Origin of the sequence: Phycicoccus sp. Root563 (assembly GCF_001427915.1) — a bacterium.
GTDB lineage: Bacteria > Actinomycetota > Actinomycetes > Actinomycetales > Dermatophilaceae > Pedococcus.
Map to the genome: position 1 here is coordinate 193,456 of NZ_LMGM01000001.1, position 24,869 is coordinate 218,324.

At 71.6% G+C, this 24,869-nt stretch carries 22 protein-coding genes; 14 read left to right on the forward strand and 8 right to left on the reverse strand.

What is annotated here, in order from left to right; all coding sequences use genetic code 11:
* The first annotated feature begins 69 nt into the window (after positions 1 to 69).
* From ASD62_RS00885 to ASD62_RS00925, 9 genes are all read left to right on the forward strand, one after another.
* Entirely contained in the window at positions 70 to 1,746 is a 1,677-nt protein-coding gene (locus ASD62_RS00885) for a nitrite/sulfite reductase (protein ID WP_056914348.1), read from the forward strand.
* Positions 1,743 to 1,973 (forward strand): hypothetical protein, encoded by a 231-nt coding sequence (locus tag ASD62_RS00890; protein ID WP_056914349.1) that lies wholly within the window; start codon positions 1,743 to 1,745, stop codon positions 1,971 to 1,973. The genes ASD62_RS00885 and ASD62_RS00890 overlap by 4 nt, the downstream gene beginning before the upstream one ends.
* Positions 1,970 to 2,722 carry a phosphoadenylyl-sulfate reductase gene (locus ASD62_RS00895; protein WP_056914350.1) on the forward strand — a complete coding sequence of 251 codons (753 nt, stop codon included), beginning with the start codon at positions 1,970 to 1,972 and terminating at the stop codon, positions 2,720 to 2,722. The genes ASD62_RS00890 and ASD62_RS00895 overlap by 4 nt, the downstream gene beginning before the upstream one ends.
* The gene (gene cysD, locus ASD62_RS00900; protein ID WP_056914351.1) at positions 2,704 to 3,648 is read left to right on the forward strand and encodes a sulfate adenylyltransferase subunit CysD; all 945 of its coding nucleotides are present in this window, start codon (positions 2,704 to 2,706) and stop codon (positions 3,646 to 3,648) included. The genes ASD62_RS00895 and cysD overlap by 19 nt, the downstream gene beginning before the upstream one ends.
* Positions 3,648 to 5,018: a sulfate adenylyltransferase subunit 1 gene (locus ASD62_RS00905; RefSeq protein ID WP_082553097.1), complete on the forward strand. Its 1,371-nt coding sequence runs from the start codon at positions 3,648 to 3,650 to the stop codon at positions 5,016 to 5,018. Before cysD ends, ASD62_RS00905 begins: the two co-directional genes overlap by 1 nt.
* Positions 5,018 to 6,322: a uroporphyrinogen-III C-methyltransferase gene (gene cobA / locus ASD62_RS00910; protein WP_056914352.1), complete on the forward strand. Its 1,305-nt coding sequence runs from the start codon at positions 5,018 to 5,020 to the stop codon at positions 6,320 to 6,322. Before ASD62_RS00905 ends, cobA begins: the two co-directional genes overlap by 1 nt.
* Positions 6,319 to 7,023 carry a sirohydrochlorin chelatase gene (locus tag ASD62_RS00915; RefSeq protein WP_056914353.1) on the forward strand — a complete coding sequence of 235 codons (705 nt, stop codon included), beginning with the start codon at positions 6,319 to 6,321 and terminating at the stop codon, positions 7,021 to 7,023. The genes cobA and ASD62_RS00915 overlap by 4 nt, the downstream gene beginning before the upstream one ends.
* Positions 7,020 to 7,901 (forward strand): enoyl-CoA hydratase/isomerase family protein, encoded by an 882-nt coding sequence (locus ASD62_RS00920; RefSeq protein ID WP_235530596.1) that lies wholly within the window; start codon positions 7,020 to 7,022, stop codon positions 7,899 to 7,901. The genes ASD62_RS00915 and ASD62_RS00920 overlap by 4 nt, the downstream gene beginning before the upstream one ends.
* Before the next feature lie 123 nt (positions 7,902 to 8,024).
* Complete coding sequence (locus ASD62_RS00925; protein ID WP_056917064.1) at positions 8,025 to 9,896, forward strand: ABC transporter ATP-binding protein; 1,872 nt, start codon at positions 8,025 to 8,027, stop codon at positions 9,894 to 9,896.
* Positions 9,897 to 9,960: 64 nt separating this feature from the next.
* On the opposite strand, the gene ASD62_RS00930 is transcribed toward ASD62_RS00925, so the two are convergent.
* Positions 9,961 to 10,782, reverse strand: a complete 822-nt coding sequence (locus ASD62_RS00930) for an SURF1 family protein (RefSeq protein WP_056914354.1) — start codon at positions 10,780 to 10,782, stop codon at positions 9,961 to 9,963.
* Between the two features lie 32 nt (positions 10,783 to 10,814).
* Between ASD62_RS00930 and moaA the strand changes: the two genes are divergently transcribed.
* Entirely contained in the window at positions 10,815 to 11,861 is a 1,047-nt protein-coding gene (gene moaA, locus ASD62_RS00935; protein ID WP_082580496.1) for a GTP 3',8-cyclase MoaA, read from the forward strand.
* A 78-nt stretch (positions 11,862 to 11,939) separates the two neighbouring features.
* On the opposite strand, the gene ASD62_RS00940 is transcribed toward moaA, so the two are convergent.
* Both ASD62_RS00940 and ASD62_RS00945 read right to left on the reverse strand, forming a co-directional pair.
* Positions 11,940 to 12,149: a hypothetical protein gene (locus ASD62_RS00940; protein ID WP_056914355.1), complete on the reverse strand. Its 210-nt coding sequence runs from the start codon at positions 12,147 to 12,149 to the stop codon at positions 11,940 to 11,942.
* Positions 12,149 to 12,472 (reverse strand): DUF3099 domain-containing protein, encoded by a 324-nt coding sequence (locus tag ASD62_RS00945; protein WP_056914356.1) that lies wholly within the window; start codon positions 12,470 to 12,472, stop codon positions 12,149 to 12,151. Before ASD62_RS00945 ends, ASD62_RS00940 begins: the two co-directional genes overlap by 1 nt.
* A 97-nt stretch (positions 12,473 to 12,569) precedes the next feature.
* On the opposite strand from ASD62_RS00945, the gene fabG reads away from it, so the two are divergent.
* The 3 genes from fabG to ASD62_RS00960 all read left to right on the forward strand — a co-directional run bounded on the left by fabG (position 12,570) and on the right by ASD62_RS00960 (position 16,346).
* Complete coding sequence (fabG, locus tag ASD62_RS00950; RefSeq protein ID WP_056914357.1) at positions 12,570 to 13,280, forward strand: 3-oxoacyl-[acyl-carrier-protein] reductase; 711 nt, start codon at positions 12,570 to 12,572, stop codon at positions 13,278 to 13,280.
* A 77-nt stretch (positions 13,281 to 13,357) separates the two neighbouring features.
* Positions 13,358 to 14,116, forward strand: coding sequence for an enoyl-ACP reductase FabI (gene fabI, locus ASD62_RS00955; protein WP_056914358.1), 759 nt, complete (start codon positions 13,358 to 13,360; stop codon positions 14,114 to 14,116).
* 43 nt (positions 14,117 to 14,159) lie between these two features.
* Complete coding sequence (locus ASD62_RS00960; protein WP_056914359.1) at positions 14,160 to 16,346, forward strand: tetratricopeptide repeat protein; 2,187 nt, start codon at positions 14,160 to 14,162, stop codon at positions 16,344 to 16,346.
* A gap of 87 nt (positions 16,347 to 16,433) precedes the next feature.
* Here the strand turns inward: ASD62_RS00960 and cphA are convergent, their stop codons facing one another.
* From cphA to glgC, 5 genes are read right to left on the reverse strand one after another with little or no spacing between them, the layout of a single operon-like run.
* Positions 16,434 to 19,289 carry a cyanophycin synthetase gene (gene cphA, locus ASD62_RS00965; RefSeq protein ID WP_056914360.1) on the reverse strand — a complete coding sequence of 952 codons (2,856 nt, stop codon included), beginning with the start codon at positions 19,287 to 19,289 and terminating at the stop codon, positions 16,434 to 16,436.
* Between the two features lie 49 nt (positions 19,290 to 19,338).
* Positions 19,339 to 20,199: a cyanophycinase gene (locus tag ASD62_RS00970; protein ID WP_056914361.1), complete on the reverse strand. Its 861-nt coding sequence runs from the start codon at positions 20,197 to 20,199 to the stop codon at positions 19,339 to 19,341.
* A gap of 16 nt (positions 20,200 to 20,215) precedes the next feature.
* The gene (serB, locus tag ASD62_RS00975; RefSeq protein ID WP_056917066.1) at positions 20,216 to 21,427 is read right to left on the reverse strand and encodes a phosphoserine phosphatase SerB; all 1,212 of its coding nucleotides are present in this window, start codon (positions 21,425 to 21,427) and stop codon (positions 20,216 to 20,218) included.
* A 34-nt stretch (positions 21,428 to 21,461) separates the two neighbouring features.
* Positions 21,462 to 22,280 carry an LLM class F420-dependent oxidoreductase gene (locus ASD62_RS00980; RefSeq protein WP_056914362.1) on the reverse strand — a complete coding sequence of 273 codons (819 nt, stop codon included), beginning with the start codon at positions 22,278 to 22,280 and terminating at the stop codon, positions 21,462 to 21,464.
* A complete protein-coding gene (glgC, locus tag ASD62_RS00985; RefSeq protein WP_056914363.1) occupies positions 22,277 to 23,530 on the reverse strand; it encodes a glucose-1-phosphate adenylyltransferase in 1,254 nt (417 codons plus the stop codon). Before glgC ends, ASD62_RS00980 begins: the two co-directional genes overlap by 4 nt.
* Positions 23,531 to 23,606: 76 nt before the next feature.
* On the opposite strand from glgC, the gene glgA reads away from it, so the two are divergent.
* Positions 23,607 to 24,827, forward strand: coding sequence for a glycogen synthase (glgA, locus tag ASD62_RS00990; RefSeq protein ID WP_056914364.1), 1,221 nt, complete (start codon positions 23,607 to 23,609; stop codon positions 24,825 to 24,827).
* Positions 24,828 to 24,869 lie beyond the last annotated feature (42 nt).

The window sequence follows — 24,869 nt, forward strand, 5'->3', positions numbered from 1 at the left end:
CGCTGGGGGGCGATGGGGTCGGATAATGGACGGTTATGCAATCCATAACCGAGTTGGCAGAATGGGCGGGTGACGCAGACCCCCACGCGCCCCCAGCGCCAGTCCGGCAAGGCCACCGGTGCCTGGGCCGACGGTGACCGCACGCCGCTGAACCCCAACGAGGAGTTCAAGCAGGCCGACGACGGGCTGAACGTCCGGGCCCGCATCGAGGAGGTCTACAGCCGCGACGGCTTCGCCTCGATCCCCGGCGAGGACCTCCGCGGCCGGATGCGCTGGTGGGGGCTGTACACCCAGCGCAAGCCCGGGATCGACGGCGGCAAGACCGCAACCCTGGACCCCTCGGAGCTCGACGCCGAGTACTTCATGCTCCGCGTCCGCAGCGACGGCGGAGCGCTGACCGGCGAGCAGCTGCGCACCATCGCCGGCATCAGCACGGAGTTCGCGCGCGACACCGCCGACGTCACCGACCGCCAGAACATCCAGCTGCACTGGATCCGCATCGAGGACGTCCCCGCGATCTGGGAGCGCCTCGAGGCCGTCGGGCTGACCACGGCCGAGGCGTGCGGCGACACCCCGCGGGTCATCCTCGGCTCGCCCGTCGCCGGGATCGCGGCGGACGAGGTGCTCGACGGAACGCCGGCGGTCCGCGAGATCCTCGAGCGCTACATCGGCAGCCCGGAGTTCTCCAACCTGCCGCGCAAGTTCAAGACGGCCATCTCGGGCTCGCCCAGCCTCGACGTGGCCCATGAGGTCAACGACATCTCGTTCGTCGGCGTCGTGCACCCCGAGCACGGTCCCGGGTTCGACCTGTGGGTGGGTGGCGGCCTCTCCACCAACCCGATGTTCGCCCAGCGGCTGGGTGCCTGGGTTCCCCTCGAGGAGGTCGCGGACGTCTGGAAGGGCGTCGTGTCGATCTTCCGCGACCACGGTTACCGCCGGCTGCGCAACCGCGCCCGGCTGAAGTTCCTCATGGCCGACTGGGGTCCGGAGAAGTTCCGCGAGGTCCTCGAGACCGAGTACCTGCACCGCACGCTCGTCGACGGCCCGGCACCGCAGGCGCCGTCGGCGCACCGCCGCGACCACGTCGGAGTGCACGCCCAGAACGACGGCCTGTACTGGGTCGGGGTCGCACCCGTCGCCGGTCGCGTCAGCGGCGCGACCCTGGCCCAGGTCGCCGACGTCGCCGAGCGCTGGGGCTCCGGGCGGGTCCGCCTCACGGCGCACCAGAAGCTGCTGGTCCTCGACGTCCCGAAGGCCAAGACCCGGTACGTCAAGGCGGCCCTGGCCAAGGTCGGGCTGCCCGCCGAGCCGAGCGAGTGGCGTCGTGGCGTCATGGCGTGCACCGGCATCGAGTTCTGCAAGCTGGCCCTGGTCGAGACCAAGGCCCGGGCCGGCACGGTGATCGCCGAGATGGAGCGTCGGCTGCCGGAGTTCGACGTGCCGTTCTCCATCCACATCAACGGCTGCCCGAACTCCTGCGCCCGTACCCAGGTCGCCGACATCGGCCTCAAGGGCATGGTGCAGACCGACGACGACGGCAACCTCGTCGAGATCTTCCAGGTGCACCTCGGGGGCGGCCTCGGCACCGAGCCGCAGCTCGCCCGCAAGACCCGTGCGCTCAAGGTCCGCGCCGAGGACCTGCCCGACTACGTCGAGCGGCTGGCCGGCCGGTTCCTCGAGCAGCGCGACGGCACCGAGTCGTTCGCGCACTGGGCGCACCGGGCCGAGGAGGACGACCTGCGATGAGTGAGAACCGGTCTGCAGTCATCTACCACTGCCCCTTCTGCGCCGAGGAGGACCTGCGCCCCGTCGAGGAGCCGCGGGGCGCCTGGCGGTGCAACGCCTGCGCCCGCGTCTTCACGGTGCAGCTGGCCTCGATCGACACGACCCGCATCCCCGGGCGCCTCCGGGAGGAAGCGGAGCTGCAGCAGCAGCCGGCTGGGCTCCACCAGCAGCAAGGGAGTTCGTCATGACCGCAGCGACAACGACCCATCCGGCTGACGCCCTGCGCGCCCTCGCCGTCGAGGGTGAGCAGCGCTTCGGCGCGCTCGAGGGGGACGGTGCGCACGCGTCATACGAGGCTCGGGTGGAGCTGGCCCGCGAGGCGCTGCGCTGGGCTGCCGAGACGTTCGGCGACAAGCTCACCGTCGCCTCGTCGATGGGCGACGAGGTGCTGGTGCACCTCGTCGGGACGACCATCCCCGGCGCCGACGTGTTCTTCCTGGACACCGGCTACCACTTCGCCGAGACCCTCGGCACGCGCGACGCCTACGAGGCCATGCTGCCGGTGAACATCCGGACCATCCTGCCGCTGCTCACCGTCCCCCAGCAGGACGCCGAGTACGGCGCCAAGCTGCACGACCGCGACCCCAACGCGTGCTGCGCGATGCGCAAGGTCGAGCCGCTCAACCGGGCCCTGTCGACGCACGAGGCGTGGGTGACCGGCATGCGTCGGGTGGACGCGCCGACCCGCACCGACATCGGCATCGTCGGCTGGGACGACAAGCGCGGCATGGTCAAGCTCAACCCCATCGCGGGCTGGACCGACGCAGACGTGGACCGGTACGTGGAGGAGCACGGGGTGTTCCTCAACCCCTTGCGCCAGGAGGGGTACGCGTCGATCGGCTGCGCGCCGTGCACGCGACCCGTCGCCGAGGGCGAGGACGCCAGGGCCGGTCGCTGGGCCGGCAAGGACAAGACGGAATGCGGGCTGCACACGTGACCACCACTCCTGCCCGGGCGCTGCCCGACCAGTACACCCTGGACCACCTGGACCACCTGGAGTCCGAGGCCATCCACATCTTCCGCGAGGTGGCGGGGGAGTTCGAGCGGCCGGTCATCCTCTTCTCCGGCGGCAAGGACTCGGTCGTCATGGTCCACCTGGCGCTCAAGGCCTTCGCGCCGTCACCGCTGCCGTTCGCGCTGCTGCACGTGGACACGGGGCACAACTTCCCCGAGGTGCTGACGTACCGCGACGAGACCGTCGAGCGGCTGGGCGTGCGCCTGGTCGTCGCGCACGTGCAGGACTACATCGACGACGGTCGACTGCGGGAGCGCCCGGACGGCACCCGGAACCCGCTGCAGACCGTCCCCCTGCTCGACGCCATCGAGTCCAACAAGTTCGACGCCGTCTTCGGCGGTGGTCGCCGCGACGAGGAGAAGGCCCGGGCCAAGGAGCGGGTGTTCAGCCTGCGCGACTCGTTCGGTGCGTGGGACCCCCGGCGCCAGCGGCCCGAGCTCTGGGACCTCTACAACGGCAAGCACGCCCCCGGCGAGCACGTCCGGGTCTTCCCGCTGTCCAACTGGACCGAGCTCGACGTCTGGCGCTACATCGAGCGCGAGGGCATCGCCCTGCCCGACCTCTACTACGCCCACGAGCGCGAGGTGTTCGCGCGCGACGGCATGTGGCTGTCGGCGGGGGACTGGGGCGGTCCGAGGCCGGCGGAGCAGGTCCAGGTGCGGCAGGTCCGGTACCGCACGGTCGGCGACATGAGCTGCACCGGGGCGGTCGACTCCGCCGCCACCGACGTGGCCGGTGTGATCCTCGAGCTGGCCGCGTCCCGGCTGACGGAGCGGGGCGCCACGCGTGCCGACGACCGCATGTCCGAGGCAGCCATGGAGGACCGCAAGAAGCAGGGGTACTTCTGATGTCGACGACCCACGCCACCACTCCCGACAGCGAGGCCACCGTGACCACTGCTGCCCCGGCGCCGGCCGCGCCCACACGCCGCCACGACCTGCTCCGGCTCGCGACGGCCGGGTCGGTCGACGACGGCAAGTCCACCCTGGTCGGTCGACTCCTCTACGACACCAAGTCGGTGCTCGCCGACCAGCTCGATGCCGTCGAGCGGGTCAGCAAGGAGCGCGGCCTCGACGCCGCCGACCTGGCGCTGCTCACCGACGGCCTGCGGGCCGAGCGCGAGCAGGGCATCACCATCGACGTCGCCTACCGCTACTTCTCGACGGCCACCCGCTCCTACGTCCTCGCGGACACCCCCGGGCACGTGCAGTACACCCGCAACATGGTCACGGGTGCCTCGACGGCCGAGCTGGCACTGATCCTCATCGACGCCCGCCACGGCGTCGTCGAGCAGACCCGGCGCCACCTCGCCGTCACCGGGCTGCTCGGGGTCCGCCACGTCGCCGTGGCGGTCAACAAGATGGACCTCGTCGACTGGGACCGGGTGCGGTTCGATGAGATCGTCGCCGAGTTCAGCCGCCACGCAACGCGATTCGGCATCGAGGACGTCGTGGCGGTGCCGGTTTCGGCGCTGTTCGGCGACAACATCGTGGACCGCTCCGACCGCGCTTCCTGGTATGCCGGACCCACGCTGCTCGAGCACCTCGAGTCGGTGCCCGTCGGGACCGACCCGTCAGCCCAGCCGCTGCGGGTCCCGGTGCAGTACGTCATCCGCCCGCAGAAGGACGGCCACCGCGACTACCGCGGCTACGCCGGACGGCTGTCCTCCGGCGTCGTGCGCCCCGGTGACGAGGTCGTCGTCCTTCCCGGGGGCGCCCGAACCAGGGTGGCCGGGATCGACCGCGCCCGCGCCGACGGGACCGTGGAGGAGCTGGACGTCGCCTTCGCGCCACAGTCGGTCACCCTGCGCCTCACCGACGACATCGACGTCTCCCGGGGCGACCTCATCGCCGCGGCCGACGATCCGAGCCTCACCACGCGCTCCCTCGCCGGCACGGTCGCGGTCCTCGACGACCGACCCGTCCGGCAACGGGACCGGGTGCTGCTGCGCGTCGGGACCCGCACCGTCCGGGCCATCGTCGAGGACGTCGTCGACCAGCTCGACATCGAGACCATGGAGCAGCGCACGGCGCCGGACGGGTTGGCGCTCAACGCGATCGGCCGCGTGCGGATCCGGCTGGCCGACGACGTCGCGATCGACGACTACCGACAGCTGCGTCGCACGGGCGCCTTCCTGCTCATCGACGAGAACGACGGTTCGACGCTTGCAGCCGGCATGGCGGACGCGCCGGACCGCAGCATCGGCGAGGGCATCTGATGACCGCCCCCGCCTACCCGCTCACCCTCGACCTGACCGGCCGGCGGGTCGTGGTCGTGGGCGGCGGTCCCGTGGCGGCTCGTCGAGCGCGCGGGCTGGTCGAGGCGGGCGGAGCGGTCGAGGTCATCGCCCCCTTCGTCTGCGAGGACCTCCGTGACCTCTTGGAGCGTGTCGAGATCACGTGGCACGAGAGGGAGTTCGTCACCGGAGACCTCGTCCTGCCCGAACCCGCGTGGCTCGTCCACACCGCGACGGGCGACCGGTCGGTCGACACCCAGGTGTCGCGTGAGGCAGAGGCCGCCCGGGTCTGGTGCGTGCGGGCGGACGACGCGTCGACGTCGAGCGCCTGGACCCCCGCCGTCGCCCGTGGCACCCACGGCACCGCGAGCGAGGGCCTCACGGTGGCCGTCACCGCGGGCGCAGACCCCCGACGCGCGGTGGCCGTGCGGGACGCCGTCCTCGCGGCCCTCGACAGCGGCAGCCTCCCCGTCCGGCGCGTGCGTCCCGCCACCGGAGGCGGCGATGTCCTGCCGGGCGGCGACGCTGTCCAGGCGGGCCGCGTGGCCCTCGTCGGCGGTGGCCCCGGCGCCGAGGACCTCATCACCGTCCGCGGGCGGGCCCTGCTCGCAGCCGCCGACGTCGTGGTCACCGACCGGCTCGGTCCGCGCGGCCTGCTGGCGGCCCTCGGCCAGGACGTGGAGGTCGTCGACGTCGGCAAGACGCCCGGCAACCACCCGGTCACCCAGGGGCGCATCAACGAGCTGCTGGTGCACCACGCGTCCCTGGGGAAGCGGGTGGTCCGCCTCAAGGGAGGCGACCCGTTCGTCCTCGGTCGGGGTGGCGAGGAGGCACTGCACTGCATCGAGCACGGCATCCCGGTCGAGGTCGTCCCGGGCGTCACCTCTGCCGTGTCCGTGCCTGCGGCTGCAGGGATCCCGGTGACGCACCGGGGGATCACGGCGTCGTTCGTCGTCGCCTCCGCCCACGACGGCGCCGACCAGGTCCTCCGGGCCGCGTCCGACGCGGCGCCGGACGCCACCCTCGTCCTCCTCATGGGGGTGACCCGGCTCGCCTCGACCGCCCGAGCGCTGCTCGACGCGGGACGACGCCCCGACACGCCGGTGGCGCTCATCGAGCGGGGCTGGTTGCCGGACCAGCGGACCACCGTGACGACGCTCGAGCACGCCGCCGCCGACGCGGAGCGGGCCGGGGTGAAGGCGCCCGCCGTGGTCGTCGTCGGGGACGTCGTGTCGGTGCGCCAACAGGTCGGCGACCTCGCCGGGGGAGTACCGTCCCGAGGATGAGCGCCGCGCCCGACATCGTCCTGCTCGCGCACGGGTCGCCCGACCCGCGCCACGCCAAGGGCGTCGAGACCCTGGCCGACCACGTGCGCACGCTCGCGCCGGATCGGCCGGTCCACACGGCATACCTGGACCACCACGCACCCAGCCCGAGCCAGACCGCCGCGGGGATCGGGAAGCACGCGGTGGTCGTCCCCGTGCTGCTCACGCCGGCCTACCACGCGAAGGTCGACGTGCCGGCTGCCGTCAACCAGATGATCGCCGACTCGGGCTCGGAGGTCGGCGTCGCCGCAGCCCTCGGCCCCCACCACCTGCTCCTCGACGCCGCGGAGGAGCTCCTCGCGGCGGAGGGCATCGAGCCGGACCCGTCCACCGCCGTCGTCCTGTATGCCGCCGGGTCCAGCGACAGTGAAGCCGTCGCCACCGTGGGCCAGACGATCGCGGACCACCCGCGCGAAGGATGGGGTCGCTGGGGCGTGGCCGCCCTCGACGGCGGGGCGACGATGGAGCAGGTGCTGCGGACCATGCCCGACGAGGTCGAGCGCACCGTTGCCGTCTCGTTCATGGTCGCCGAGGGCATCCTCCGGGACCGGATGGCCCAGCACTGCGGCCGCGCCGGGGTCTCGATGGTCCCGGGCGCGCTCGCCCAGACGGGGGCCATGGCCCAGCTGGTCCTCGAGCGGGCCGATAACCTGCCCGCGTGACCGACCCCTCGACCGAGCCCACCACCGAGCCCACCACCGAGCCCTCCACCGACGGCCGGTCCGCCACCGGCGGCGGGAGCTCGACGCGGCCGCACCCCCACCTGCTCGTCACGCGGGAGGGGCCGGTGCTCACCGTCACCCTCGACAACGAGGCACGCCGCAACGCCCAGCTCCCGTCGCTGTGGCTGGCCCTGGCCGAGGTGGCCGCCTCGCTGGACCCGGCTGTCCGGGTCGTCGTGCTGGCAGCGCGCGGGCCGTCGTTCTCGGCCGGACTCGACCTGTCCGTGGTGGCCGGCGACCCGGCGAAGGCTCCTCATGGTGAGCCGGACCTGTTCGAGATCGCCGCCCGCGGAGTGGAGGAGGCGGCCGACGTCATCGCGGGCTTCCAGCGGGGGTTCACCGCGTGGGCCGAGGCCGACGCCGTCGTCGTGGCGGCGGTCCAGGGCCACGCGATCGGCGCGGGGTTCCAGCTGGCGCTGGCCGCGGACCTGCGGGTCGTGGCCGACGACGTGCAGCTCGCCATGCGCGAGACGTCCCTGGGACTCGTGCCCGACCTGGGCGGCACACAGCCGCTGGTCTCCCTGGTCGGACCGGCGCGTGCCCTGGAGATCTGCGCCACCGGACGGTTCGTCGGGGCCCAGGAGGCCGTGGCGACAGGGCTGGCCAACGTCGCGGTGCCGCGGGACGAGCTCGAGGCGACGACGGCCGACCTGGTGGCTGCCCTGCTCGCGGCTCCTGACGCGTCGCTGCGGGCGCTGAAGCCCCTGCTGCGGTCCGCGGGTGCAGCCGGCCGCGAGGACCAGCTGCGGTCCGAGCGGGAGACCCAGGCCGTGCTCCTGCGCGGACTCGGAGAGGCACGGGCGGCCGGACGTCGCTGACCCGGCACGGACACCGCCGGCCGAGTCCGGTGAGGCCACTGTCGGTGCTCGCCGTCATGCTGGGGAATGCCGCTGTGGGCGCAGGACGTTCCACGGCGTGACTGCAAGGAGAACATCGTGAGCATGTCCGGCTGGAGCGCCATGCGCTCCCTCACCCGGGACGGCTCGGTCAAGGACCGCAAGCTGGCCCCCGGGACCGCACGACGGGTGCTTGGCTACGCCACGCCCTTCAAGCGGCAGATCCTGCTGTTCCTCGTGCTCGTCGTCATCAGTGCAGCGCTCGTCGTCGCGACGCCGTTGCTGCTCAAGGACCTCATCGACAACGGCATCACACCGCGCAACCGGAGCGTCGTCATCGAGCTCGCACTCGTCGTCGCGGCGCTGTCCGTGGCCGACGCCGTCCTCACGCTGGTGCAGCGCTGGTACTCCAGCCGGATCGGGGAGGGCCTGATCTACGAGCTGCGCACCGAGGTGTTCGCCCACGTGCTGCGGCAGCCGATCGCCTTCTTCACCCGCGCCCAGACCGGCGCCCTCGTGACGCGGCTCAACAGCGACGTCATCGGCGCCCAGCAGGCCTTCACGTCGGTGCTGTCCAGCGTCGTGAGCAACGTCGTCTCGCTCACCCTGATCATCGCGGCGATGGCGTCGCTGTCGTGGCAGCTGACCCTGGCATCGCTCGCCCTCGTGCCGTTCTTCCTCATCCCCGCAAGGGTCATGGGGCGCCGGCTCTCCGGCCTCACCCACGCGCAGATGAACCTCAACGCCGACCTCGGGTCGCGCATGACGGAGCGCTTCAACGTGGCGGGCGCGCTGTTGGTCAAGCTGTTCGGCGATCCCCGCCGCGAGGACCGGGAGTACTCCGGCCAAGCGGCCGACGTGCGCGACATGGGCGTCAAGATCGCCCTCAACCGCAGCGTGTTCTTCGTCGCCCTGACCCTCGTCGCGTCACTGGCGACCGCGATGGTCTACGGCTTCGGCGGCATCATGGCCGTCAACGGCTCGCTGACCGTCGGCACGCTGCTGGCGCTCACGGCCCTGCTCGGCCGCCTGTACGGACCGCTGACCTCGCTGTCCAACGTGCGGGTCGACGTGATGACCGCACTCGTCTCGTTCGAGCGGGTCTTCGAGGTGCTCGACCTCAAGCCCCTCGTCACCGAGCGCGCCGACGCCAAGCCGATCCCGGCCGGGCCGGTGCGTGTGGAGGTCGACGACGTCGCGTTCCGCTACCCGTCGGCCGACGAGGTGTCCCTCGCCTCGCTGGAGAGCGTCGCCGCGGGCGACCGCAAGGGGTCGGGCCTGGTGCTGCGCGACGTCGCCTTCGAGGTCGAGCCCGGACAGCTCGTGGCCCTGGTCGGCCCCTCCGGCGCCGGGAAGTCCACCATCACCTCCCTCCTCGCTCGCCTGTACGACCCGAGCGCCGGCGCCGTCCGGATCAACGGGCTCGACCTGCGTCAGGCCACCACCGCCTCCTTGTCGGCCACGGTGGGCATGGTGACGCAGGAGGCCCACCTCTTCCACGACACCATCCGGGCCAACCTCGCGTATGCCGCCCCGGACGCCACCGACGAGCAGGTCGTCGCGGCGTTGAAGGCGGCCCAGGTCTGGTCCCTCGTCAGTGCCCTGCCCGAGGGCCTCGACACCGTGGTCGGCGACCGCGGGCACCGGCTCTCCGGTGGGGAGAAGCAGCGCCTGGCGCTCGCCCGGCTGCTGCTCAAGAGCCCCGGCCTCATCGTCCTCGACGAGGCCACGGCGCACCTCGACAGCGAGTCCGAGGCAGCCGTCCAGCGTGCCCTCGACACCGCGCTGCGGGGCCGCACCGCCGTGGTCATCGCCCACCGCCTCTCGACCGTGCGCGGAGCCGACCAGATCCTCGTGGTGGACGGGGGTCGCATCGTCGAACGCGGCACCCACCGTGAGCTGATGACGCGTGGTGGTGTCTACAGCGACCTGTACACGACGCAGTTCGCCGACCAGGAGAGCGACGTCCCCGCCTGAGCCGACGGGCGTGGCCGGCGACCGGGAGCCCCGGGCGCATCCGCGCCCGCTGCAGGAGGACGGCTCAGCCGTCCTCCTCGTCCCAGATCCGTGTCCTCTTCTGGCGGGGCCTCGGAGGGGCGGACCCTGACGCGTGCGCGTCGACCAGGGCCTGCTCGTCGAGCCCGTCGCGGTACTCGCGCCGGATGCCGAACCACACCAGCACGAACCCGCCGACCATGGCCATCCACCACTGGAAGGCGTACGCCTGGTGCGGTCCCAGCCCGGTGTCCGGCGCCTCGAGCGCGGTGGGTCGCGGGGGAGCGCTGCCGTCGGCACGTCGCTCGACCTCGAGGACGACGTAGGCGCCGAGGAGGGGTTCGGCGACCTGCCGCCCGGCCTCGGCCAGGTTGATGCTGGCCACCTGGCCGGCAGGAGGGGTCCGGCCCAACGACGGCTCCGACTGGCGCAGCCACCCGGTCAGGGTGACCTCGTCGGCGGGGGCAGCGGGGAACGTCGGGAGCGACTCGGCCGTCTTGGCGTTCTGCACCCAGCCGCGGTCGACGAGCACGGTCTTGCCGCTGTCCGTCGTGAACGGCACGAGAACCTCGTACCCGTAGGTGCCCTCGTACGGGCGGTTGCGGACCAGCAGCGTCTGGTCCGCGGCATACCGACCGGTGGCGGTGACCCGGGTCCAGTCCTCGGACAACGGCATCGGGGCGGCGCCCAGGACGTCCGTGAGCTGTCGGGGCTGGGCCTTGTAGTGCGAGTTGATGCGATCGGCCTTGGCGGCCTTGCCCTCGTACCGGTGCCACTGCCACTGCCCGAGGAAGAACGCGGCGACGGCAAAGACGAGGGCCGCGGTGAGGGCCCCCAGCCAACGCCGCGAAATGAGCACCCTGAGCACTTCATCACGGTACCCGGCTTAGGCTGGGGGGTATGACCGGCCTCCCCTTCCCGACCGTGCGCGGTGCCACGCCTGCGCCCGAGGGCCTGGTGGGCCTTCCCGACCGCTACGGACGGGTGGCCCGGGACCTGCGGGTCTCGGTCACCGACCGGTGCAACCTGCGCTGCCGCTACTGCATGCCGGCCGAGGGCCTGCCGTGGCTGGCCAAGCCCGAGATGCTCTCCGACGACGAGCTCGTGCGGGTCGTCGGGGTGTTCGTGGGACTGGGGATCCGCCAGGTCCGCCTCACCGGCGGTGAGCCGATGCTGCGCCGGTCGCTGGTCGACGTGGTGCGACGCATCGCCGCCCTCGAGCCGCGACCCCGGATCGCCATGACCACCAACGGGATCGGCCTGGACCGGCTGGCCCAGCCGTTGGCCGACGCCGGGCTCGACCGGGTCAACGTCAGCCTCGACACGATCGACCCCAAGGAGTTCGCCGACCTCACCCGTCGCGACCGCCTGCACGACGTCGAAGCAGGCCTCAAGGCCGCGGCCACCGCCGGCCTGGTGCCGGTCAAGGTCAACGCCGTCGCCATGCGCGGCATCAACGACGACTCGGTCGCCGACCTGCTCCAGTGGTGCCTCGACCGCGGCTACGAGCTGCGCTTCATCGAGCAGATGCCGCTCGACGCCCAGCACGGCTGGGACGCCTCGACGATGGTCTCCTCGCAGGAGCTGCACGAGCGCCTCCGGGAGCGGTTCACCCTGACGCCGCTGCCGCAGGCCGACCGGGGCAGCGCTCCGGCGGAGCGGTTCCTCGTCAACGGCGGTCCGCAGACGGTGGGCATCATCGCCAGCGTCACCGACCCGTTCTGTGCCGCCTGCGACCGCACCCGGCTCACCGCCGACGGCCAGGTCCGCAACTGCCTGTTCTCCCAGGCCGAGACCGACCTGCGCGGGCCCCTGCGCGACGGCGCCACCGACGAGGACCTGGCCCGGCTCATCCAGGGCGAGATGTGGCGCAAGGAGCCGGGGCACGGGATCGGGTCGGAGGGCTTCGTCCAGCCCGACCGCCCGATGTCCGCCATCGGCGGCTGACGGGCCACCAGCGAGAGGTGGGGCGCGGGGCCGGCCGGCCCTGTCGCCATACCGACCGGTCGCTCAGCCTGCGGTCGCTCAGCCCGCGGTCGCGGGGATCGCGTCCGCGGGGACCGTCTCGGCGAGGAAGCCGCGGACGGACAGGAACTCCCCGAGCGACGTCCGGTGGTCCTCGCAGGCCAGCCAGACCTTGCGGCGGTCGACCGTGTGCAGCTTCGGGTTGTTCCAGAGGTGCGCCCAGGTCGCGGTCGCACGGCAGCCCTTGGCGCTGCACACCATGCCGTCCATCAGCGGCCGATCTGGGTGGGACCGTCGCCGCGTGGCGTGACCGGTGCCGAACCCCGCCCCGCACCCCGGGGAGCCACGGCGTTGACCATGACCACGGCGACGTACGGCAGCAGGACGGCGAGGACCGCGAGGGTGCCCCACAGCCACCACGGCGCTCCGGAGGTCGCCGTGAGGACGGCGCCGATGAAGCAGACCGTGCGGACCCCCATGGTGAAGAGGTAGCGCCGGATCCGGCCCGCCTGCTCGTCGGCGATGTTGGCCGGCGCCGACGTCACCGACTGGACGACGGGTTCGTCGGGGCGGTGGCGTCGGGAACGGGGCACGTGTCCACGATAAGCCGCCTGCGATGCGGTGTACCCATCGGTAGTCGATAGGGTCGCGCGCAGACGCCAACCGAGCACGGACGACACGGAGGAATCGATGGCAGGCCGCAACGTCCTGGTCACCGGAGGCAACCGCGGGATCGGGCTGAGCATCGCCCGGGCCCTCGCCGAGGCGGGCCACCACGTCGTCATCACGCACCGCTCGGGGGAGCCGCCGGAGGGGCTGCAGGGGGTGCTGTGCGAGGTCACCGACACGTCCTCCGTCGACGCCGCGTTCACCGCCGCCGAGGAGCTCTTCGGCGGCCCGGTCGACGTCCTCGTCGCCAACGCCGGGGTGACCCGCGACCAGCTGCTGATGCGGATGAGCGACGAGGAGTTCGACTCCGTCATCGACACCAACCTCGCCGGCGCCTTCCGCTGCGCACGCCGTGCCGTCAAGGGCATGATCCGCGCCCGTCACGGGCGGATCATCTTCATCTCCAGCGTCGTGGGCCTGTACGGGTCGCCCGGCCAGACGAACTACTCCGCCAGCAAGTCCGGACTCGTGGGCCTCGCCCGGTCGATCTCCCGGGAGCTCGGCACCCGGGGCATCACCGCCAACGTCGTCGCCCCCGGGTTCATCGAGACCGACATGACCGAGGTCCTCCCCGAGGACCGCAAGAAGGCGTACCAGGCGAGCATCCCCGCAGGACGCTTCGGCCAGTCCGACGAGGTCGCGGCGACGGTGCGCTTTCTCGCGTCGGACGACGCGGCATACATCACCGGCGCGGTGATCCCCGTCGACGGTGGCCTCGGGATGGGCCACTGACCCGGTGGCGAGCAGGGACCGCAGGTCCCGACCGTCACCGCACCACCCCTGACCCCACCAGATCGGAGTACCCGCCCATGCTGCTCGAGGGTAAGAAGCTGCTCATCACCGGTGTCCTCATGGACTCCTCGATCGCCTTCCACGTGGCGAAGATCGCCCAGGAGCAGGGTGCTGAGGTCGTGCTGACGTCGTTCGGCCGCACCTTCAAGATCACCCAGACGATCGCCAAGCGCCTGCCGACCACGCCCCCCGTGGTCGAGCTCGACGTCACCGACCAGGAGCACCTCGACACCCTGGCCGAGCGGCTGGGCGAGCACGTCGACCACCTCGACGGGGTCCTGCACTCGATCGGGTTCGCGCCGCAGGGGGCGTTCAACTTCCTGGAGGGCACCTTCGAGGACGTGTCGACGGCCATCCACGCCTCGGCCTACTCGCTGAAGTCGCTCGGCGTGGCCACGCTGCCGCTCATGAAGGACGGCGGCAGCATCGTCGGCCTCACCTTCGACGCGAAGTTCGCCTGGCCGGTCTACGACTGGATGGGCGTCGCCAAGGCGGCCTTTGAGTCGACGAACCGCTACCTGGCCCGCGACCTCGGCCCCAAGGGCGTCCGCTGCAACCTCGTGGCCGCCGGTCCGATCCGGACCACCGCCGCCAAGTCCATCCCGGGGTTCGCGACGTTCGAGGAGACGTGGAACACCCGCGCCCCGCTCGGGTGGGACGTCAACGACGCCGTGCCGGCGGCCCAGGCCTGCGCCGCGCTCCTGTCGGACTGGTTCCCGGCGACGACGGGCGAGATCGTCCACGTCGACGGCGGCGTCCACGCGATGGGTCAGTGACGCCCGTTCTGCCGTGGTGGTGAGCCGCTACTAGGCTCGCCGCATGACGTCCGCACCTGCCGTCGCAGCGACCGAGGTCCGGGTCCTCGAGGGCCCGAACCTCTACTTCGCCAAGCCGGCCATCAAGGTCAGCCTCGAGCTGCCCGGGTACCTGTCCGCCGACGAGGCCGACCTCAAGAAGCTGGCCCGCTCGGTCGGGCTGAAGAGCTCGCGACCCGGCGCTCCGGGCACCGAGCAGCGCCAGCGGTTCGTCATGCGGCTCGTCGAGCGAGCCACCCGTCGCCTCGCCGCCGCCAGCGGCACCACCCGGCTGGGGGTGCGGACCCGTCCCGGCAGCGACCCCGCCCAGGTCGTGGTGGCCTTCGTATGGCGCCGCCGTGGTCGGGCGCGCGCGCTCGGTGAGGGCGTGGCCCCCCTCCTGCAGTCCTGGCTCGACGGGGACGACCAGGTCGAGGCGCTCGGCGCCCAGGTGGCCGCGGCCGAGCCGGGAGAGCGCCCGTCGCTCATCACCCCCACCATCCCGGTCGCGTCGATCACCGGCACCAACGGCAAGACGACGACCACCCGCCTGCTCGGCCACATCGGCATGACGGCAGGCCTGCGCACCGCCTGGTCGTCGACCGACGGCATCGTCGTGCAGGGCGAGGTCATCGAGGGCGGCGACTACTCGGGGCCGGCCGGCGCACGCGGGGTCCTGACGGCGCCCGGCGTCCAGCTGGGCATCCTCGAGACCGCCCGCGGAGGCATGCTGCTCAAGGGCATGGGCGTCTCGGCCAACGACGTCTCGGTCGTCACGAACGTGTCCGCCGACCACCTCGGGCTCCAGGGCATCGACACGGTCGACCAGCTCGCCGAGGTCAAGGCGATCGTCACCAAGGCCACCAAGCCCCGGGGCTGGGCCGTGCTCAACGGTGAGGACCCGCGGGTGTGGGCGATGCGCTCCGGCACCAAGGCGCGTCCCTGGGTGTTCACCCTCCGCTCGGACGCCCCGGCGGTCCGGGAGGCCCTCGACGCGGGCGGCCGGGCCATCACCGTCCTCGACGGCGACATCGCCGTGCTGGAGAACGGGCAGGACCCCGACCGCCTCGTGAGCATCCTCGACGTTCCGGCGACCCTGTCGGGGCTGTCGGTCCACAACATCGCCAACGCCCTCGCCGGTGCCGCCGCTGCCCTCGGTCTGGGACTGCCTCGTGCGGCCGTCGTCGAGGGCCTGAAGAGCTTCGCCCCCGACGACCAGCTCAACCCGGGGCGGATGAACACCTACACGCTGCGCCGCGAGGACGGCAGCGCCATCACCGTCATCGTCGACCTCGCCCACAACGAGGCAGGTCTCGACGCGTTGATGGACGTCGCCCACGGCCTGAAGGTCCCCGGCGGCCAGGTCCACCTGGGCCTCGGCCTCGCAGGGGACCGCACGGACGACCTCCTGGAGTCCATCGGTGAGGTCGCGGGCCTGCGGGCCGACCGGATCGTCGCGGCGCACAAGGAGCACTACCTGCGCGGGCGGACCATGGAGGAGCTCGAGGGCCACCTGCGCACCGGGTTGGCGCGAGCCGGCGTCGCCGACATCGACTCCTACCCGACCGAGCTCGGTGGTCTGCAGGCCCTCGTTCCCGGCGCCTCGGACGGCGACGTCGTCGCGCTCATGTGCCACGCAGAGCGGTCCCAGGTGGCCTCGTGGCTGGCCGAGCAGGGGGCCGTGGCCGACGGGCCTGACGACATCCGCCGCAAGGTCGTGGCCGCCCGCGGGGAGCACGAGTTCGAGACGCAGATCGCCGAGCTGTGGGAGCTGGACGACGACCAGGCCCGGATCGAGGCGGCCACCTCGTTGCGCACCTCACGCCCCGGCGACGCCCGCCTGGTCTACGAGCTCGCCGCGACCCTGGACGCCGCCGGGCGCGAGAAGGACGCGATCGACCTGTACCGCGACGCCCTCGCCAGCGGGCTGCGCGAGCCGCACCGGCACCGTGCCCGGATCCAGCTCGCCTCCAGCCTGCGCGTCACCGGCCAGCCGGACCTCGCGCACTCGCTGCTCACCGAGCTCTCGCACGAACGGCCCGGCAGCGTGGCCGTCGAGGCGTTCCGCGCCCTCGCGGCCTACGACAGCGGTCGCGGTGCCGAGGCGGTGGCCGACCTCATCGACACCCTGCTGCACCACGCCGGTGACGAGGACAGCCTGAGCTACCAGCGGGCCCTGCACGGGTATGCCGCGCAGCTGCGGGATGCCTGACCGCACCACACGCCGCCACGACGACCGGCGCCCCACGACGGATGGCCCGATCCCGCAGCAGTGGGGTCGGGCCGTTCGTCGTGCTGCTCAGCTGGTGGCGGGCTCGACCTCGGGAGCCTCGGCCGCTGCGGCCTCGTCGCCGGAGGCCTGAGCCTCGACCTGCATCTCCACGGGGTCGAGGTCGGGGTCGCCGATCCCCTCCTTGTTGTGGGCGCCGGCCTGGGCGTGCTGGGTCATCTGCTCGAGCTCGTTCAGCACCTCGGCGTGCTGGTCCACGCAGAGCACCACGACGTCACCGGGGTTGGCGCGGGCCATGCAGTGCCGGACGGCGTCGACCTCGTTGAGGACGGTCTCGACCTGGCGGCAGCGGATGCCCTCCTTGCCGATCTCACCCTTGGCGCCCTCGGCGATGAGGGCAGCCGTCTCGCCGGCGGGACGACCCCGCTTGCGCTCGTCCTCACGGACCACGACCACGTCGAAGTGGCGGGCGGCGATGGCTCCGAGCTCGCGCATGTCGTCGTCGCGGCGGTCGCCGGCCGTGGAGATCATGCCGATCCGCGAGACCTTGCCGAGGTCGGACTGGCCGGCCTTCTGCGCGGCATACCCCTCGACGAACTCACCCAGCACCCGCATGCCGGGGGCGTTGTGGCAGTAGTCGACGAACACGTCGACGTTGTGCACGTTGACGAGGTTCATGCGGCCGGGGGAGAGGTAGTAGCTCGTCGTGAAGGTGCGCAGGCCCTGGCGGATCTCGTGCAGACCGGCCCCGGCGGCGAACGCGGCACCCGCGGCCGCCATGGCGTTGGCGACGTTGAACTTCGCGGTGCCGCCGAAGGTCGCGGGCAGCAGGTGGGTCCACGCGAGCTGCATCGAGCGACGCCCGTGCTTGATGACGATCATGTCGCCACGGTCGGTATGGTCGAGGACGACCGCCCTGCCACCACGGCGGCAGTAGTCCTCGATGAACTCGCGCACCTTGCTGCCGGGTGGCTGCATGGAGAACCACACGATCCCGCCGGAGCACCGACGACGCATCTTGCGGACGAGGTCGTCGTCGGCGTTGAGGACGGCGAAACCGTTGCGGGGCACCGCTTCCACGATGACGGCCTTGACGTCGGCGAGCTGCTCGAGGGTGTCGATGCCCTTCATGCCGAGGTGGTCGGGGGCGACGTTGGTGACGACGGCGACGTCGTTGCGGTCGTAGCCGAGGCCCTCGCGCAGGATGCCGCCGCGGGCGACCTCCATGACGGCGAAGTCGACGCGGGGGTTCTGCAGGACCATCCGGGCCGAGCGGGGGCCGGAGGCGTCGGCCTTGTAGACCAGCCGCTCGTCGATGATGATGCCGTCGGTCGAGGTCATGCCGACCTTGCGCCCGATGCCCTTGAAGATGTGGGCGATCATGCGCGACGTCGTGGTCTTGCCGTTGGTGCCGGTGACCGCCACGATCGGCACGCGCGAGGGCGAGCCGGGCGGGAAGAGCAGGTCCACGACCGGCTTGGCGATGAACTGGGGCTCGCCGACCGTGGGGTGCGTGTGCATCCGGAACCCGGGAGCGGCGTTCACCTCGCAGATGGCGCCGCCTGTCTCGCGGACCGGGGAGGCGATGTCGGGGCAGATGAAGTCGATGCCCGCGACGTCGAGCCCGATCATGCGGGCCGCCTCCTCGGCGATCTCGACGTTGTCCGGGTGCGCGTCGAACGTCCGGTCGACCGAGATGCCGCCCGTCGACATGTTGCCGGTGAGGGCGAGCTTGACCATCTGGCCCTCCGGCGGCACGCCGTCGAGCTCGTAGCCCTGGTCGCGGACGAGCGCGATGGCTGCGTCGTCGACCTTGATGCGGGTCAGGACCTTCTCGTGGCCGACACCTCGGCGGGGATCGGCGTTGGTCGTCTCGACCAGCTCGGCGACCGTGTGGATGCCGTCGCCGATGACGTGGGCCGGGACGCGCTCGGCGATGGCCTGCATCTTGCCGCCCACGATGAGGCAGCGGTAGTCACGGCCGACGACGAGCGACTCGACGATGACGTAGCCGCGCCGGGACTCACCCTCGGCCGTGACGAAGGCCGCCCGCACCTCGTCGTCGGACTGCAGGTCGAGGCACACACCGCGACCGTGGTTGCCGTCCAGGGGCTTGACGACGACGGGGAACCCGATGCGCCGGGCCGCGGCCACCGCACCGTCCGCCGTGCGCACGGTCTCCTGCTTGGGCACGGGGAGTCCGGCGGAGGCCAGCAGGCGGGTGGTCATGTCCTTGTCGCTGGCGATGTCCACGGCCAGGGCGCCGGTCTTGGACGTCATGGTCGCCCGGATGCGCTGGGCGTGCACGCCCTGCCCGAGCTGGACGAAGGACGCGCTGTTGAGCCTGATGTACGGGATGTCGCGGGCGATGGCCTCCTCGAGGATCGCCCCGGTCGACGGCCCGAACGCCGAGCGCTGCGCCCGGCGCAGGAACAGGTCGAGCTCCTCGGTGAAGTCGAACTCCTCCTCGGCCTGGACGAGGTGGTTGACGAGGCGCACCGCGAGGGTGCCGGCCGCGAGGCCGACCGTCTCGTCGGCGTAGTCGTAGATGACGTTGTAGCGACCGGGCTGCCCCTTGACGGCGCGCGTCTTCCCACGCCGCAGGTCGTGGCCGGCCTCCTGCTGCAGCTGGAGGGCGACGTGCTCGGCGACGTGGCCGACCCAGGTGCCCTCCCGGAGCCGCTCGATGAAGCCGCCCTTCACCCCGCGCGAGCAGGTGTGGTTCTCCAGGCCGGGCAGCAGCTCCACGAGGTGGTCGGTGAACCCCTCGATGGTGTCGGTCGGGTAGCCCTCGAGCACCCCGAGGTCCACGATGAGGTGGATGGCCGGGCTGTAGGACCAGATGTTGCCGCCGCGGTAGACGCGGGACTCGACGATCGAGAGCTCGGGAGCTGCGGGCCCGGTGGGCGTGGGGCGATCGGCCATGGGATCTCCTAGCGGTTCGGGCTGGGGGTGGGATCGGTGGGGCGACCGGTCAGGCCTTCGCCGTGGCCAGGGCCACGGCGGCATCCGCGTGCTTCTCGACGAAGTCGACGAGCTTCACCTCGGAGAGGTCGAACGTAGCGCCTGCGGGCAGCGAGTGCACGACCGCACCGGAGACCATGAGCGGTGCTCCACGCCGGGCGTCCGGTGCGTCGGACACCGCCTCGCGGCAGTCGAGGACGAACACGGCGCCGGCACCGTGGACGGTGAAACCGGACCGGTCGCGCACCTCGATGGCGGTGTCCTCGTCGATCCCGATGCCGATCAGGCTGGGGGAGGCGGCCACCATGGACATCAGGCGCCCGTAGCGGGACCGCTGCGCGAAGTGCTGGTCGATGATGACGCCCTGGAGCAGGCCGAGGCCGGCGCTGAGCTGGCTGTGCCGCTGACGTGGGGTGATGCCCTCATCGCCCATCGAGATCATGAACTGGCTCATGATCGAGGCGCCTGCCGACGTGCCCCCGACGACGGCGCCGCGGTCGTGCGCACGGTGCAGGGCGTCGCCGAGCGGGGTGCCCGGGAAACGCTGGCTCAGCTTGAGCTGGCTGCCGCCGCTCATGAAGACGCCGGTGGCCTGGTCGACGAGGGCGACCAGCTCGTCGTCGTGCGCCTCCTGGCGGGACTGGGGGTTCACGACGGACGGAGCAGGTGCACCGAGACGCGTGAACACCTCGGTGTAGGCCTCGGTCACCTCGTCCTGGAACGAGGACGCGGTGGGGATCAGGACGATCTTCGCCTTGCGTCCGCCGGCGAGGCGCACGAAGCGTCGCAGGACGGTGGCCTTGCCGACACGGTCCTCGGCACCACCGATGATCAGGAGGGTCGGTGTCGCTCGACGTTTTGACGGAGGCATCCCACCAGCCTAGGAGTCAGGGGTGGGGGATCGGCGGAGCGGGGGTCGGCGTGCCGTCCGCCTCGTCCGCCTCCTCGATCTCCTCGCGGGTGATGCCGAGCAGGTAGAGCACGGCATCGAGGTACGGGACGTTGACGGCAGTGTCGGCCTGGTCGCGGACCACGGGCTTGGCGTTGAAGGCCACCCCGAGCCCGGCGGCCTCGAGCATGTCGAGGTCGTTGGCGCCGTCGCCGATCGCGACGGTGCGCGACAACGGCAGACCCTCGGCCTCGGCGAACCGGCGCAGGGCCGCCGCCTTGGCCGCTCTGTCGACGATCTCGCCCACCACCTTGCCGGTGAGGACGCCGTCGCGGACCTCCAGCCGGTTCGCGTGGGCGTGGTCGATGCCGAGCTCCTTGGCCAGCTCCTCGACGATCTCGATGAACCCGCCCGAGACCACGGCGACCGTGAAGCCCAGCCGCTTCAGGGTGCGGACCAACGTCCGGGCACCCGGGGTGAACTGGACCGCTGCACGGACGTCGTCGAGGACCGACACGGGCAGGCCCGCGAGGACCGCCACCCGCTCGCGCAGGCTCTCGCCGAAGTCGAGCTCGCCGCGCATGGCGGCCGCGGTGACCGCAGCCACCTCGGCCTCTCGTCCGGCGTGCGAGGCGAGCAGCTCGATGACCTCGTCCTGGATGAGCGTGGAGTCGACGTCCATGACGACGAGCCGGCGACCGCGGCGGGCCAGCCCGCCGGCCGCGACGGCGATGTCCAGCCCGTGCACGCTCGACTCGAGCGCGAGCTCGCGTCGGAGCCGGTCCACGTCCGCACCGGACACGTCGAACTCGACGGTCGTGACCGGATACCGGGAGAGCCTGCGTATGCGGTCGATGTTGGCGCCGTGCGAGGCGATCCGGGCGGTGATGGCGGCGACGCCGCCGGCCCTCAGGGGCGCACCGAGGACCACGACCGCCGCACGCCCGGTGCGCCGACGACGACTGTCGCCGGTCCCCTTCTTGATCTTGACCTTGAGGTCGAGCTCGTCGCCGACGTCGTAGATCACGGTGCGGAGGCGGTCGTCCGCCTCGCCGGACTCCAGGAGCATCGCGAGGGTGAGGTGACCGCGGACGACCACCTGCTCGAGGTCGAGGACCTCGGCGCCGACCGCGGCGATCGCGTCGAAGAACGTGCTCGTGACACCCGGCCGGTCCTCGCCCGAGATGGTCACGAGGAGGGTCAGCGGCATCACGTCGGGCACGCTCGGACGATACCGACCTGTCTCAGCCCTCGACGTGCGAGTCTCGCCATGCGACCAGGTCCCGCAGGGGCCCGAGGTCGTAGGACGGGCCGCCCACACCGACGGTGAACAACCGGGTGCCGATGTCGTGGAGGGCCTGGGCGCCGGCCGCGTAGTCGGCGACGTCCTCGGGGAGGCGCCCGGGCTTGGGGGACACCCCGGCCGAACGCTCGATCTCTCCGGGGTCGCGGCCGACCGTGGCGCACCACTCGTCGAGCACGGCGTGCTTGTGCGCGACCGTCTCCGGCGTCCCGAACCCGTGCCAGATCGACGCGTGCTGCGCGACGATCTTGAGGGTCTTCTTCTCTCCGCCGCCACCGATGAGCACCGGGATGTCGCGCGTCGGGGCCGGGTTCAGCTTCGCCCAGCGGTCGCGGATGAGGGGCAGGTCCCGGGCCAGGTTGTTCAGCCGGCCCCCGGCCGTCCCGAAGTCGTAGCCGTACTCCTCGTAGTCCTTCTCGAACCACCCGGAGCCGATGCCGAGGATGAGCCGGCCGTCGCTGATGTGGTCGACGGTCCGCGCCATGTCGGCGAGCAGCTGCGGGTTGCGGTAGCTGTTGCAGGTGACGAGGGCGCCGATCTCGACCCGCTCGGTCGCCTCGGCCCAGGCCCCGAGCATCGTCCAGCACTCGAAGTGCGCGCCCTCGGGGTCGCCGTACAACGGGTAGAAGTGGTCCCAGTTGAAGATGACGTCGACGCCGATCTCCTCCGCCTCGGCGGCAGCCCGCCGGATCGAGGCGTAGTCGGCGTGCTGGGGCTGGAGCTGGACACCGATGCGGATGGGGCGACCCTCGCCCGTCACTTCGTGACCTCCTGGAACTTGGCGACGACGACCAGGCCGGACTCGGTCACCATGAACCCGCGCTCCCGGTCGTGGTCGTGGTCCACCCCGATGCTCGTGTCCTCGGGCACCGTGACCCCCTTGTCGATGATCGCCTTCCTGATCACGCAGTTGCGGCCGACCTCGACGCCGTCGAGCAGCACGCTGTCGTCGATCGTCGTCCCGCTGTGGATGTGGCAGCGCGGCGACAGCACCGAGTTGGTCACGGTGGCCCCGGAGATGACGACACCCGGGGAGACGGCCGAGTTGTGCGCCTCGCCGAACTTGCCCATCGCGCCGTGGACGAGCTTCGCCGGCGGGAACGGGCCGTAGTCGGTGTAGATCGGCCAGTCGTAGTTGTAGAGGTTGAAGACGGGGTGGATGGACACGAGGTCCATGTGCGCGTCCCAGTAGGAGTCCATCGTCCCGACATCGCGCCAGTACGCCTGGTCGCGCGGCGTCGCGCCCGGGATGACGTTGTCCTTGAAGTCGTAGACGTAGCCGCGGCCCTCGTCGACGAACGCCGGGACGATGTCGCCGCCCATGTCGTGCCGGCTGCCCTCGCGGTCGTTGTCGCGGGTCACGGCGTCGATGAGGACGTCGGCGTCGAAGACGTAGTTGCCCATCGAGGCCAGCACCTCGTCGGGGGAGTCGGGCAGGCCCTTGGCGTCCTTGGGCTTCTCGAGGAACGCCCCGATCTTCTTGTGGTCGTCCGCGTCGACCTCGATGACGCCGAACTGGTCGGCCAGCGAGATCGGCTGACGGATGGCCGCGACGGTCACGCCCGCACCGGTCTCGATGTGCTGCTTGACCATCTGGGAGAAGTCCATGCGGTAGACGTGGTCGGCCCCGACCACGACGACGATGTCCGGCTTCTCGTCGTGGACGAGGTTGAGGCTCTGGAAGATCGCGTTCGCCGAGCCGAGGTACCAGTTCTTGTCGATGCGCTGCTGCGCCGGCACCGGGGCGATGTAGTTGCCCAGCATCGTCGACATGCGCCAGGTCTTGGTGACGTGACGGTCGAGGCTGTGCGACTTGTACTGCGTCAGCACGACGACCTTGAGGTAGCCGCTGTTGACGATGTTGCTCAGGGCGAAGTCGATGAGGCGGTAGATCCCCCCGAACGGCACCGCAGGTTTGGCACGGTCGGCGGTCAGCGGCATCAGCCGCTTTCCCTCACCGCCAGCCAGGACGATGGCAAGGACCTTGGGCACTCCGCGGCGGTACGGCATACCGCTGACCCTAGGGAATGCCCGCCCTTGTGGCGACCCCTGTCCGTGAACCCGTCCCGCTACTACGCTCGCCACCGTGAGAGTCGACATCCTGTCCAAGGAGTACCCGCCCAACATCTACGGCGGAGCGGGGGTCCACGTCGCCGAGCTCGTGCGGGCCCTGCGCGACCGCGGTGACATCGACACGAGGGTGCGGGCGTTCGGTGCGCCCGTGGTCGAGGAGGGCACGACCGGGTATGGCGACCTGCCGGACCTCGCTGCCGCGAACCCGGCGGTCCGGACGATGGGCGTCGACCTCGCGATGGCCGGCGACTGCGTCGGTGCCGACCTCGTGCACTCCCACACCTGGTACGCCAACTTCGCCGGCCACGTCGCCTCGCTGCTCGGGGGGATGCCGCACGTCGTGACCGCCCACAGCCTCGAGCCCATGAGGCCGTGGAAGGCCGAGCAGCTCGGCGGTGGCTACCGCCTCTCGTCCTTCATGGAGCGCACCGCCTACGAAGGCGCCGACGCGGTCATCGCCGTGAGCGAGGGCATGCGGCAGGACGTCCTGCGCAGCTACCCCGGCATCGACCCCGATCGGGTCAAGGTGGTGCACAACGGGATCGACTCCGAGCTGTGGTCGCAGCACGACGACCTCGACGTCGTGCGGCGCCACGGCGTCGACCCGGACAAGCGCTCGGTCGTCTTCGTCGGGCGCATCACCCGGCAGAAGGGGCTCCCCTATCTCCTGCGTGCAGCCGCGCAGCTGCCCCCCGACGTGCAGCTCGTGCTGTGTGCCGGTGCGCCGGACACGCCGGAGATCCTGGCCGAGGTCGAAGGCCTCATGGACGAGCTCAAGGCCACCCGCGAAGGCGTCGTGTGGATCGCGGAGATGCTGCCGCGCGCCGAGGTGATCGCGCTCCTGTCGGCGGCAACGGTGTTCGCGTGCCCCTCGATCTACGAACCGCTCGGCATCGTCAACCTCGAGGCGATGGCGTGCGAGCTCGCCGTCGTCGCGACGGCGACCGGGGGGATCCCGGAGGTGGTGGTCCACGGTGAGACGGGCTGGCTGGTGCCGATCGAACAGCACCAGGACGGCAGCGGCATCCCGCTCGACCCGCAGAAGTTCGTCGACGACCTCGCCGCCGCCCTCACCGAGGCCGTGAGCGACCTTTCTCGTGCCGAGCAGATGGGCCTGGCCGGCCGCAAGCGTGCGGTGGAGTCCTTTTCGTGGGCCAGCATCGGCGAGCAGACGCTGCGCGTCTACGAGGACGTCCTGCGCCGCCGGATGCTGACAAACGGGCCCGACAACTGAGCGCGGTGTCCAGCCCCACGCTCCCGACATGAAGCACCTTCT